The sequence below is a fragment of the Pseudomonas sp. AC247 genome (assembly GCF_979258015.1).
The window spans coordinates 3,015,371-3,027,848 of sequence record NZ_OZ409829.1 but is presented as its reverse complement, the minus strand read 5'-3'; the positions used below and the strand labels follow the sequence as shown (position 1 = coordinate 3,027,848).

The following is a 12,478-nucleotide window of genomic DNA, read 5'->3' as shown; positions in this document are numbered from 1 at the left end:
GCACATCAGAACGGACGCAGGGGCAGGAACTTGCCGTCGAGGGTAACCACGGCGCGGGAACCGCCTTCCGGGTCTTCGACTTTCTTGATGTCGAGCTTGAAGTTGATCGCGCTGATGATGCCGTCGCCGAACTGCTCGTGAACCAGCGCTTTGAGGGTGGTGCCGTAGATCTGGATCATCTCGTGGAAGCGGTAGATGGTCGGATCGGTCGGCACACCGCTGAGGCTGCCACGCAGGGGAATGATCTGCATCGCGGCAACGTCTTCAGCGCTCAGTTCCAGCTTGTCGCCGACGACCTGGGCGGCGTTTTCCGGCAACGGATGCTGGCCGAGCAGGGCAGCGGTAACGTAGGCCAGGCTAAGGCCGGTACCGTCGGCGAGGTCCTGCCACGACAGGTCTTTGCCTGCCTTGGCGTCGAGAATGCGGGTGGTCAGGGCCAGGCTGGTGTCGTTGTAGGCGTGGGACTGTTGCATGTGTCACTCCTTTCAGGGTTGGCTTGCTGTGTGGAGCAATCTTCGGCTGATTGATCCATAGCGTCCAAGACCGATATACAATGCGCGGCATAAGTCCTGCCTATAGATAGAGCGCCCTATGCTATTGCGACATTTGCGTTATCTGTTGGCCGTTGCCGATCACGGCGGCTTCACCCGCGCGGCCGAGGCGCTGCACGTGTCGCAGCCGACCCTGTCGCAGCAGATCCGCCAACTGGAAGAAACCCTCGGGGTGAGTCTGTTTGACCGGACATCGCGCTCGGTCAAACCCACTGACGCTGGCCAGGCTTACATCGAATGCGCGCGGCGGGTGTTGGTGGAGCTGGAGGCGGGCCAGCGGGCGTTGCATGACGTGAAGGATCTGTCGCGCGGCAGCTTGCGCCTGGCGATGACGCCAACGTTCATGGCGTACCTGGTCGGGCCGTTGGTGCGCGACTTTACGGCGCGGTATCCGGGGATCCATTTGCAGATTTTCGAGTTGTCGATGGACGACATCGAGGCGGGGCTGGCGGATGACTCGCTGGATGTTGCGATTGCGTTTACGCCCGTGCGCAGTCCGGAGATCGAGTGTATTCCGGCGTTTACCGAAACACTGGGGATCATGGTTGGGCGTGAGCATCCGTTGTATGAGAGCACTGCGGTGCTGGCGGCGGATGACATCGCGCAGCTGGATTTCGCTTTGCTGGCGCCGGATTTCATCACGCGGTTATCGGTGGATGAGTATTTTCGTCAGCACGGAATCACGCCCAAGGTCCGCATCGAGGTGAACTCGGTGAGCACGTTGCTGGAGGTGGTTCGGCATTCGCCGATGGCGACGATGCTGCCGCAGGCGATTGCCACTGAAGAGCGGGCGCTGCGTCGATTGCAGGTCGACAGCGACGCACCGCAACGCGGGGCGGCATTGTTAAGACGCAAGAACAACTACCACAGCGCCGCCGCCGTGGCCTTCACCAAACTGGTCCTGAACCCCCACCCCCTGTAGGAGCTGCCGAAGGCTGCGATCTTTTGATCTTGTTTTTTAGGGGCAAGATCAAAAGATCGCAGCCTTCGGCAGCTCCTACAGGGTGATCAATAAAAAGGGCCTGTTCCTTGGCAGGAACAGGCCCTTTTTATTATTGAAGGAGTGACTCAGCAGAACCGATCAATCACCCGAACTTCGTTTTTGTTCTGCAGCGAGTCCCACGCCTGTTTCAGCGTTTGCAGAACATTACCAATGAAGTCCTTGTCGGCGGCGGCTTTTTTGCCGACATAGCCGTGGCCGCGACGATACATCTTCAGGCGGGCCGCCAGGTTCTGGTTGTTCTGGTCGAACTCTTCTTCACCAGCATGCGGCGACAGGCAGTCGATATGCACCTGACCCGACTTGCTGATCCACAGAATGTGGCTGTCGTGGCTGTCTTTTTGCGCAGCGAACATACGAGCCAGTTCTTCGATAGTTGGTTGATTGTTCAGATTCATGATTATGCCCCTTGACCAGTGTGGTGATCTTTCAAAGTTGATTCGCTAATACAGGTAGCCCATCGGTTAGTTGATCCCTGGCACCGAAACCAGGACGTCAGCGCTCGCCCGTTGAAGTACGGGGTCATGCCTCTGTTGCATGTAGTCGTGTTGAATAACTGCTACGCAATAGCGTCACAACGAAGAGAAGCAGCGAAAACCGGGAGGCTTCTTGACGACATTTACCGTGTCGACCACAAGCGTCTTGAGAATTTTCGCCAGCGCTTCTCGTCCTTGTACTGGACGTTCAGGCCAGGTCAGCTTCTTCAATCTGCCTTGTGGGCAGCGTGTATCCGGAAAAAACAACTCGGCGGTCAGACGAGTTTGCTCAAGCGTGTTACCCGTGTTCCCGATCGGGGAACGTCTTCATCATGCAAAAGCAAAACGACGCCGTCAACGGTTTTGTAGTGATTATTTTTGAGCACTACATATTGTCGGACAAAGCTGTTTTGGAATGAGAAAGGATCCGTTCAGGCAACGGAAAAAGGCGTACGCAAGCCGTAGAAAGTGCACGGATAACCGTCCACTTCACGCTGCTGCCGGGTGAATTCGCCGCCGCTCAATGCCGGGATCAGCCCGGCCCAGAAGCGCCGGGCCGGCAGGTTGGCGTCGATATGGAAAATTTGCCATTGACCGGGGAGGCGGCTCAAGAGGGTGGAGACGACAAACTGGGCGACACCTTGGCCACGAAAACGCCGCGTGAGGAAGAAGTAGCCGATGTTGTGCTCGGCGCCGGCCATCTGCGTTTCGGTGTCGACGGTCACGAACCCGGCGAGTTCGTCATCGACGCGGATCAGAAAGGGTTGCGTGCCTGGGTGGCGCCAGTAGTCGAGCTTCGGCTGGATGGAAAAGAAACCATGGTCGGCGAGTTTCAGTGGTAGCCACTCGCTGAAATCGTACATGTAGAACTGCATGAGGTTTTCGAGGGTATCGAGTTCGTCGCGCTGGGCGGGGTGCAGTTCAATGGTTGGCATGGGGCGTTCACTCCCGGCGATATGACTACTGACACAGTAGTCTGGATTGAACTCAAAACTTGTGGGGAGGGGATTTATCCCCGATGGGTTGCGAAGCAGCCCCTCTTTTGACTTTAAAAAAGCAGGGGACTGCTGCGCAGTCCATCGGGGATAAATCCCCTCACCACAGTGGGATGTTATTTGGTGCTGGTTTTGGCCGTGCGCTTGGTTGGGCTACGGGTTGATTTGCGTTTTTTCTTCCACGGGGTCGCCGCTTTGCCAGCAGGGGGCGGGCCGCTGATGGTCAGGCTCAGGGCGGAGCAGCGGGTCACTTGCTTGCTCATCCATGCGGCCTGTTTGGTGACGAATTCTTCCAGGCTCATTTCGCCACTCTGCACCATGTCCAGCGCCTGTTCCCAGATCGCCGTGGTGCCGGGGTCGGCAATCGCGCGGGGCACGGCGTCGATCAGACTGAACGCGGCCGGTGTAGCGGCGAGTGCCTTGCCGTTTTTCAGCAGATAGCCGCGATCCAGCAAACCCTGAATGATCGAGGCGCGGGTAGCCTCGGTGCCGATCCCGGTGGTGTCCTTGAGCTTCTGTTTCAGCAGCGGGTCTTCCACCAGTTTGGCGACGTTTTTCATCGCCTTGATCAGATCACCCTCGGTGTAGGGTTTGGGCGGTTGCGTCCACAGATCCTTGAGTCTTACGTCGGCGATGGCGCATTCGACGCCCTGGCTGAGTGCCGGCAAGGGTTGCGGCGCAGGGGCTTCGCGGCCCTTGGCCGGTGCCAGCGCTTCGGGCAGGGCGCGTTTCCAGCCGGGCTCGATGATTTGTTTGCCGACAGCGCGCAACGCTTCACCGTTGCAATCGAAGTCGGCCTGGGTGCGATCGTATTCATGATTGGGCAGGAACTGCGCCAGATAGCGCGCGCGGATCAGCGTGTAGACCGCGCGGTGCTTGCCGCTCAGGCGCTCAAGGTTTTTCGCCGCAGCGGTAGGGATGATGCCGTGGTGAGCGCTGACCTTGGCATCGTTCCAGGCGCGAGACTTGCGCTGCGGTTGAAGAAAACCGTTCAACGCTTCCAGGCTCGGATCGGCCTGGCGCAACGCCGCGAGAATCGCCGGCGCCTCGCTGTGCTGGCTCAGCGGCAGATAACCGCAATCGCTGCGCGGGTAGGTGACGACTTTGTAGGTTTCATACAGCGCCTGGGCGATGTCGAGGGTTTCCTGCGCACCGAGGCCGAGCTTCTTCGAACAGACTTCCTGCAACGTGCCGAGATCGAAGGGCAGCGGCGCCACTTCGCGCATGCGTTCGGTTTTCAGCTTGATGACCCGTGCGCTGGCAGCGCTGCCGATCGCTGCTGCGGCTTGTTGCGCCAGTGCCTGATTCAGGCAGCGATCCTGATCGTCACAGGCATCCGACGGCGCCCGCCACTGCGCCATGAACGCTGTGCCGCTGTGCAGCAGTTGTACATCGATTGCCCAATACGCCACCGGCACGAAGTCGGCGATGCTGCGATCACGATCCACCACCAGCCGCAGGGTCGGCGTCTGTACTCGGCCCACGGGCAGCACGCCCTGATAGCCGGATTGCCGGCCGAGCAGGGTGAACAGGCGACTCATGTTCATCCCGATCAGCCAGTCTGCCCGCGAGCGACCGAGCGCCGAGTGATACAGGCTGAAAGTCTCTGCCCCCGGTTTCAGGGCGGCCAATGCCTTGCGAATTGAGGCTTCGTCCAGCGCCGACAGCCACAGACGGCGGATCGGCCCGCGATAACGGCAGTGCTCGACCAGTTCCCGGGCGATCATTTCGCCCTCACGGTCGGCGTCGGTGGCGATGATCAGTTCGCTGGCCTCGCCGAGCAGGCGTTTCACCGCTTTGTACTGGCTGGCCGTGCGCGGCTTGACGGTCATTTTCCATTTGTCCGGAATGATCGGCAGATCTGCCAAAACCCAGCGCTTGTAGCGGGCATCGTAGGCATCCGGCGGCGCGGTTTCGAGCAAGTGGCCGATGCACCAGGTCACCGTGACGTCTGTTCCCAGCCAGCAGCCATCGCCCCGGCGCTTGGCACCGAGGACGGCCGCAATGTCTTTGGCCTGGGAAGGTTTTTCACAGAGATACAGCCGCATAACCACCATCGTCGATCAAGGTCGGAACAGGCGCACAGAATGGCCGGACTTGGCGTCAGGGGCAACTTTTATCTGTATGGATATACAGATAAAAAGCATTGCCGCAAGTGACGGGCAATCCCGGGACGGCATACGGCACTATCGAGAAATTGATTAGCGCCGTGGTGTGGGCGTGTGTCAGGTTCCCAGCGTCTCAACAACGCGCGCGACAGGACGGCCTCGCCAGGAGATCGCCGTAGTCTGTCGGACACTGACTACTTTGAAACAAGGACGTACACCATGCCTCAAGCATCCTCCAGCGCCAGCACGGCGTTCACCACCGTCGACACCTTCAGCCACCTCTACGACCGTGGCGGTGACACGTTGGTCAACGGCAAACCGTCGTTCACCGCCGACCAGGCCGCTGACGAAATCCTGCGCAAGGGCCTGTCGTGGGGCGATAAAAACGCCGACGGCAAAATCGACCTCAGCTACAACTTCCTCAGCGAAAAACCGGCGAACTACAACGCCAAACTGGGCAACTTCAGCGAATTCAGCGCTCAGCAAAAGGCGCAAGCGGTGCTGGCCATGCAGTCCTGGGCCGACGTCGCCAACGTCACGTTCAGCGAAGGCAAGGGCGGTGACGGTCACATGACCTTCGGCAACTACGACGTCAGTACCGGCGGCGCCGCGTTTGCCTACCTGCCGAGCGGTGGCAGCTATGACGGCCAGTCGTGGTACCTGATCAACGATCAATATCAGGTCAACAAGACCCCGGACACCAACAACTACGGGCGGCAGACCCTGACCCACGAAATCGGGCACACCCTCGGTCTGTCACATCCAGGCGCCTACAACGCCGGCAATGGTAACCCGACCTACGGCGACGCCAAATACGCCGAAGACAGCCGTGGCTACAGCCTGATGAGCTACTGGAGTGAAACCAACACCGGCCAGGATTTCAGCAAGGACGGCAGCGGTGCCTATGCTTCGGCGCCGCTGCTGGACGACATTGTGGCGGTGCAAAAGCTGTACGGCGCCAATTATGAAACCCGCGCCGGTGACACCACCTACGGCTTCAGCTCCAACGCAGAGCGTGATTTTTACAGCGCGACTTCGGCGTCGTCGAAAGTGGTGTTTTCGGTGTGGGACGGCGGTGGCAATGACACCCTGAACTTCTCCGGCTTCAAACAGAATCAGAAAATCAACCTCAACGAAGGTTCGTTCTCCGATGTCGGCGGCATGGTCGGCAACGTTTCGATCGCGCATGGCGTGACCGTGGAAAACGCCATTGGCGGCACGGGCAATGACTTGCTGATCGGCAACGCGGCGGTCAATGTCCTGTTCGGCGGTGCCGGCAACGACATTCTCTACGGCGGCGGTGGCGGTGACACATTGTGGGGCGGTGAGGGTGCCGATACGTTCGTGTTCGGCGCGGCCAGCGATTCGACCAATAACCAGCCTGACTGGATCATGGATTTCAAAAGTGGTCTGGACAAGATCGACCTGTCGGGCATTGCCGGGTTCGCGTCGGGCGCGGCGTCGTTGAATTTTGTCAGCCACTTCACCGGGCATGCCGGCGATGCGATCCTGACGTACTACGGACAAAGCGATCAGACCACGTTGCTGGTTGACCTTACGGGGCAGGGTGCGATTGATTTTGCCGTGGGTGTCGTGGGGCAGGCGTTGGCGAGCGATATCGTCGCCTGATCTGACGCACCGGGCATCGGTTGTAGCTGTGTGGTGAGGGGATCAATCCCCTCACCACACAGCTAACGTCGTGCAGCGTATTGCTTGATAGCCGTTCGGCTGCGAATCCGGCGCGATTGGCAACCATGAGTTATACCTGAGCCGGTCTCTTCGCCGTCTCCAGGAGAACCCCATGAAAAGCTCCGGCCCCAGCCCCGTCATCAACCTCGAACAACTCGCCGGCTGCCTGCTGGTGAAGTTTCACGGCATTCAGGTCGCTGCCTCCTCCCATGCGCTGATCCTCAACGAAGCCAACTACCCGCCGGTCTATTACGTCCCCCGCGAAGACATCGACGAGAAGTACTTCGCCCGCACCGACCATACCAGTTACTGCCCGTACAAGGGCGACGCCAACTACTTCAGCCTGCAAGTGCCGGGGCACGAAGGGGCGAACGCGGTGTGGACTTACGAAAATCCGAAAGTGTCGGTCGCGCCGATCCGCGATTACGTGGCGTTCTACCCCGATCAAGTGAAGTTCGAGGTGATCAAGGTCGAGGCCTGAACTCAGTTATTCAGATCGATAAGTTGTGGCGAGGGGATTTATCCCCGTTGGGCTGCGCAGCGGCCCTGATGGCTGCAACCTTGGTGTGTCTGACTCGCCAAGGTTGCAGGGTTGGGGGCTGCTGCGCAGCCCATCGGGGATAAATCCCCTCGCCACGGGGGGGTAATCAGGCAGTTTTTTTCGGGTAGGCTCAGTTTTTGTCGAGGTCGATGTTTTTGGTTTCGCGCAGGCAGATCATTCCGACGACCAGGCTCACCCCGGTAATCAGCACCGGGTACCACAGCCCATAGAAGATGTCCCCGGTGTACACCACCAAGGCAAACGACACCGTCGGCAGGAAACCGCCAAACCAGCCGTTGCCGATGTGGTACGGCAGCGACATCGAGGTGTAGCGAATCCGCGTCGGAAACAGCTCAACCATTAACGCCGCCAGCGGCCCGTAGCACATGGCCGAAATAATGATCAGCGCCACGATCAGCGCGACAATCATTGGCTTGTTGATCTGTTGCGCATCGGCCTGTTGCGGGTAGCCGGCGAGGGTGATCGCGCCGCGCAATGCCGCTTCGTCGTAGCCGTCGAGTTTCACGTCACCGACGCTGATTTGTATCGCACTGCCAGCCGGCGCAGCGACGCTGGAGTAGGGCAGGCCTTGCTTGACCAGGAAGGTTTTCGCCTTGTCGCACGGACTGTCGAATTTCGCCTTGCCGACCGGATCGAACTGGAAAGTGCAGGTCGCCGGGTCCGCCATCACCGTAATCGGCGCCTGACGGCTGGCCTGATCGATTGCCGGGTTCGCATAGTGCGCCAGCGATTTGAAAATCGGAAAGTACAGCGCCGTCGCCAGCAGCAAGCCGAGCATCAGCACCGGTTTGCGCCCGACCTTGTCCGACAGCCAGCCGAAAATGATGAAGAACGGCGCACCGATCACCACGCTGATGATCAGCAAGGTGTTGGCCACCGCCGGGTCCATTTTCAGGAACTGGGTGAGGAAGAACAGCACGTAGAACTGCGCCGCGTAGAAAGTCACCGCTTGCCCGGCGTTGATGCTGAACAGGGCGATCAGCACGACCTTGAGGTTTTCCCATTTGCCGAACGATTCGCGGATTGGCGCCCTCGAGGTTTTGCCTTCTTCCTTCATTTTCAGGTACGCCGGCGACTCGTGCAGGCTCAGGCGAATCCAGGTGGAAATGCCCAGCAGCACGATCGACAGCAGGAACGGAATGCGCCAGCCCCACACTTCAAACTGGTCACCGGTGAAGTAGCGGCAACCGAGCACCACCAGCAGCGAGAGCAGCAGGCCGAGGGTCGCGGTGGACTGAATCCAGCTGGTGTGAAAGCCGCGCTTGCCGATTGGCGCGTGCTCCGCCACGTAGGTCGCCGCGCCGCCGTATTCACCGCCGAGCGCCAGGCCCTGAAGCATGCGCAGCACCACGAGGATGATCGGTGCGGCGATGCCGATGCTGGCGTAGGTCGGCAGCAGGCCGACGCAGAACGTCGCGATGCCCATCAAAATGATCGTCGCGAGGAAGGTGTATTTGCGCCCGATCATGTCCCCCAACCGACCAAACACCAGCGCCCCGAACGGCCGCACGATAAAGCCTGCGGCGAAGGCCATCAGCGCAAAGATGAACGCCGTGGTGTCGTTGACCCCGGCGAAAAACTGCTTGCTGATCACCGCCGCGAGGGCGCCGTAGAGGAAAAAGTCATACCACTCGAACACCGTACCCAGTGATGAAGCGAAGATGACTTTCTGCGTGGCATTGCTGGTACTGGCGCTGCTCGCAACGTCCAGCGGCTGAGCGTGTTCTGACATATCGGTATCCCTCACAGTGATTGTTTTTGTTGTTCCACTGATGCTCGATGTCCATGAATCAAACGCAATCCCCTGTAGGAGCTGCCGCAGGCTGCGATCTTTTGATCTTGGTTTTGATTTCAAAAATTCAAAGTCAAAAGATCGCAGCCTTCGGCAGCTCCTACAGGGTTTGGGCCAGTTCCGGTTTTGCGGTGCTGCTCCTGGTGGTGGGGTTGAGGATCAGTTGGGCCGCTTTTTCGGCAATCATCAGCGTAGGCGAACAGGTGTTGCCCGAGGTGATACGCGGCATGATCGAGGCGTCGGCGATGCGCAAACCGGGGACACCGTGCACACGCAACTGTGCATCGACCACCGCGTCACCGTCATTGCCCATGCGGCAGGTGCCGACCGGGTGGAAAATCGTCGTGCCGATTGTCGCCGCCGCTTGCTGTAACTCTGCTTCGCTTTGCAGGCTGGCGCCGGGCAGGTACTCGACCGGTTTGAACGCTTGCAGGGCAGGGGCGCTGACGATGCGCCGGGTCAGGCGAATCGCATCCGCTGCCACGCGCAAATCTTCCGGATGGCTGAGGTAGTTGGGTTGAATCAGCGGCGCGTGCTGTGGGTCGGCCGAACGGATTTCGATGCGGCCACGGCTCTGCGGACGCAGATCACACACCGACGCAGTAAACGCCGGAAAGCTGTGCAACGGTTCGCCAAAGCGCTCCAGCGACAACGGCTGCACGTGATATTCCAGATTCGCCGAAGTCTGCTCCGGCCCCGAACGCGCAAATGCGCCCAACTGACTCGGCGCCATCGACAGCGGCCCGCTGCGGTCATACAGATAACGCAGGCCCATGCCCATCTTGCCCCAGACGCTGCCGGCGATCTGATTCAGCGTGCGCGCGTTTTCCAGCTTGTAGATCAGGCGCAGTTGCAGGTGATCCTGCAGGTTGCCGCCGACGCCCGGCAATTCATGGATCACGCCGATACCGAGGCGTTCCAGCAACGGCCGCGGACCAATCCCGGAGCGCTGTAAAATGCTCGGCGAGCCGACCGATCCGGCGCACAAGACGATCTCTTTGCGCGCCTTGAACTGTTTGACCTGACCTTCATGTCGCGCACTCACTTTCGATGCGCGCCCGTCCTCCAGCACAACCCGATCCACTTCAACCCCGGTCAGCACCGTCAGGTTCGCCCGATCACGCACAGGTTTGAGAAAAGCCTTCGCCGCGTTCCAGCGCACGCCGGCCTTCTGATTGACCTGAAAGTAGCCGCAACCCTCGTTGTCGCCCTGATTGAAGTCTTCGATGCTGGCGATGCCGCTTTGCTCGGCGGCGCTGCGAAACGCATCCAGAATCGGCCACGAAAGCCGCTGTTGTTCGACGCGCCATTCACCCTTGGCGCCGTGGAATTCAGCCGCGCCGGCAAAGTGGTTTTCGCTCTGTTTGAACAGCGGCAGCACGTCATTCCAGGCCCAGCCCGGATTGCCCTCGGCCGCCCAGCCATCATAGTCGTTGGCCTGGCCGCGCATGTAGATCATGCCGTTGATGGAAGAACACCCGCCGAGCACTTTGCCGCGCGGATAACTCAGCGCACGACCGTTGAGGCCCGCTTGTTCTTCGGTCTTGAAGCACCAGTCGGTGCGCGGGTTACCGATGCAGAACAGGTAACCGACAGGTATGTGAATCCACGCATAGTTGTCGCGCCCGCCGGCTTCGAGCAACAGCACGCGCTGCTGCGGATCCGCCGACAGTCGATTGGCCAGCAGGCACCCGGCAGGGCCGGCGCCGACCACGATGTAGTCGTATTCATCGAGGGAAGTCTGCATTCCCTGACCTCGCTTTTTGTTTTTATTGTCGGACACTCTAGTTGTTAGCTTTCGTCAAAAGAATGTTAGTTTTTGCGCAGCCGCTGTGCGTTTTTAAACAGCCTGCATAGACCTTAGCCGACAAGGACACAGCATGTTCGACTGGAACGACCTGCGGTTTTTTCTCGAACTGCAACGCAGTGGGCGCCTGCTCACCGCTGCCCGCCGTCTCAACACCACCCACGCCACCGTCGCCCGGCACATCGAGGCCATCGAAAAGAGCCTCGGCACTGCGCTGTTCGTCCAGCATGCGCAAGGCTATGAGATGACCCCGGCGGGGGAGGCGCTGCTCAAACATGCGGAAGCGATGGAGAACGTGGCATTGTTGGCGCAGGAAGAAATCACCCAATCGACCGCGCCGCTGGGCAAGATTCGCGTGGGGGTTACTGAAGGGCTGGGGATCAAGTTTCTGGCCAGTCGGATGATTGGACTGTTTGAGCGTTATCCGGGGCTGGAAGTGGAACTGGTGGCGGTGCCGCGCTTTGTCAGCATCCTCAACCGTGAGGCGGAAATCAGCATTCATCTGGAGCGCCCGGCGGCGGACATGCTGGTGACGCGCAAACTCACCGATTACCGCCTCGCGCTCTATGCCAGTCAACGCTACCTCGACAAAGCGCCGCCGCTGCAAAGCCGTGAAGATTTGGGCCGGCATGCGTGGATCGGCTATGTCGACGATTTGCTGTTCAGCCAGGAACTGATGTTCCTCAACAGCTTCTGTCGCAGCCCGCGGGTGGTGTTTCACAGCACCAGCGTCATCGCCCAACAGGAAGCCGCGCGGTCGGGTTTGGGCATTGCGGTGTTGCCGTGCTACATGGCCGAGTCCGATCCGGATCTGGTGCCGTTGTTGCCGGATGAAAGTATCGAGCGCAGTTACTGGATCAGCACGCGGCGCGAGTTGCATAAATCGGTGCGGCTGCGGGTGGTCTGGGATTATGTGGTGGGGTTGTGTGAGGCGGAGCAGGGGTTGTTACGCGGACAGTCCTGCCTACCGTAGATCCTTTGTAGGAGTGAGCCTGCTCGCGATAGCGGTGTGCCAGTCGACATCTGACTCACAGACATAACGCTATCGCGAGCAGGCTCACTCCTACAGGGGGGGCAACAAATTCAACGTTGATTAATATATGGATATCCGTATATTCGGGTTTCCGTATGTATTGGTGCCGTTCCATGCTCACCCCTACCGAAGTCTTCAAGAGCCTCGCCGACGAAACCCGCGTGCGCGCCATCCTGCTGATTGCCGATCAAGGTGAACTCTGTGTCTGCGAGCTGATGTGTGCGCTTGACGACAGTCAGCCAAAGATCAGCCGTCACCTCGCGCAACTGCGCAGCAACGGCCTGCTGCTCGATCGCCGTCAGGGGCAATGGGTCTACTACCGCCTTAATCCGCAGTTGCCCGATTGGGTTCGCGAAATTCTCCAGGTGACGTCCGGGGCCAACACTGACTGGCTCAAGGACAACGCGTCTCGCCTGCAAAACATGGATGGCCGCCCGGTTCGCGAAGCCGCCTGCTGCTGACACT

General features: G+C 59.6%; 11 protein-coding genes. 5 read left to right on the top strand and 6 right to left on the bottom strand.

Annotated elements, in window-relative coordinates; genetic code table 11:
* Positions 1-5 precede the first annotated feature (5 nt).
* The gene (gene cynS / locus ACZZ0B_RS13830; RefSeq protein WP_008077320.1) at positions 6-473 is read right to left on the bottom strand and encodes a cyanase; all 468 of its coding nucleotides are present in this window, start codon (positions 471-473) and stop codon (positions 6-8) included.
* Positions 474-591: 118 nt separating this feature from the next.
* Here cynS and cynR point away from each other — a divergent pair, with 118 nt between their 5' ends.
* The gene (gene cynR / locus ACZZ0B_RS13825; RefSeq protein WP_463545485.1) at positions 592-1,473 is read left to right on the top strand and encodes a transcriptional regulator CynR; all 882 of its coding nucleotides are present in this window, start codon (positions 592-594) and stop codon (positions 1,471-1,473) included.
* A gap of 146 nt (positions 1,474-1,619) precedes the next feature.
* Here the strand turns inward: cynR and ACZZ0B_RS13820 are convergent, their stop codons facing one another.
* The 3 genes from ACZZ0B_RS13820 to ACZZ0B_RS13810 form a co-directional block, all read right to left on the bottom strand.
* Positions 1,620-1,949, bottom strand: a complete 330-nt coding sequence (locus ACZZ0B_RS13820; RefSeq protein ID WP_008077317.1) for a hypothetical protein — start codon at positions 1,947-1,949, stop codon at positions 1,620-1,622.
* A 509-nt stretch (positions 1,950-2,458) separates the two neighbouring features.
* On the bottom strand, positions 2,459-2,962 hold the full coding sequence (locus tag ACZZ0B_RS13815; protein WP_463545484.1) for a GNAT family N-acetyltransferase: 504 nt from the start codon (positions 2,960-2,962) through the stop codon (positions 2,459-2,461).
* A 176-nt stretch (positions 2,963-3,138) separates the two neighbouring features.
* The gene (locus ACZZ0B_RS13810; RefSeq protein ID WP_463545483.1) at positions 3,139-5,070 is read right to left on the bottom strand and encodes a DNA topoisomerase III; all 1,932 of its coding nucleotides are present in this window, start codon (positions 5,068-5,070) and stop codon (positions 3,139-3,141) included.
* A gap of 279 nt (positions 5,071-5,349) precedes the next feature.
* On the opposite strand from ACZZ0B_RS13810, the gene ACZZ0B_RS13805 reads away from it, so the two are divergent.
* The gene (locus ACZZ0B_RS13805) at positions 5,350-6,759 is read left to right on the top strand and encodes a serralysin family metalloprotease (RefSeq protein WP_463545482.1); all 1,410 of its coding nucleotides are present in this window, start codon (positions 5,350-5,352) and stop codon (positions 6,757-6,759) included.
* A gap of 172 nt (positions 6,760-6,931) precedes the next feature.
* A complete protein-coding gene (locus ACZZ0B_RS13800) occupies positions 6,932-7,300 on the top strand; it encodes a DUF427 domain-containing protein (RefSeq protein WP_463545481.1) in 369 nt (122 codons plus the stop codon).
* Between the two features lie 190 nt (positions 7,301-7,490).
* On the opposite strand, the gene ACZZ0B_RS13795 is transcribed toward ACZZ0B_RS13800, so the two are convergent.
* A complete protein-coding gene (locus ACZZ0B_RS13795; RefSeq protein WP_463545480.1) occupies positions 7,491-9,113 on the bottom strand; it encodes an MFS transporter in 1,623 nt (540 codons plus the stop codon).
* Between the two features lie 160 nt (positions 9,114-9,273).
* Entirely contained in the window at positions 9,274-10,920 is a 1,647-nt protein-coding gene (locus ACZZ0B_RS13790) for a GMC family oxidoreductase (protein WP_463545479.1), read from the bottom strand.
* 133 nt (positions 10,921-11,053) lie between these two features.
* Here ACZZ0B_RS13790 and ACZZ0B_RS13785 point away from each other — a divergent pair, with 133 nt between their 5' ends.
* Complete coding sequence (locus tag ACZZ0B_RS13785; RefSeq protein WP_440096109.1) at positions 11,054-11,953, top strand: LysR family transcriptional regulator; 900 nt, start codon at positions 11,054-11,056, stop codon at positions 11,951-11,953.
* Positions 11,954-12,126: 173 nt separating this feature from the next.
* The gene (locus tag ACZZ0B_RS13780) at positions 12,127-12,474 is read left to right on the top strand and encodes a metalloregulator ArsR/SmtB family transcription factor (RefSeq protein WP_045122919.1); all 348 of its coding nucleotides are present in this window, start codon (positions 12,127-12,129) and stop codon (positions 12,472-12,474) included.
* Positions 12,475-12,478 lie beyond the last annotated feature (4 nt).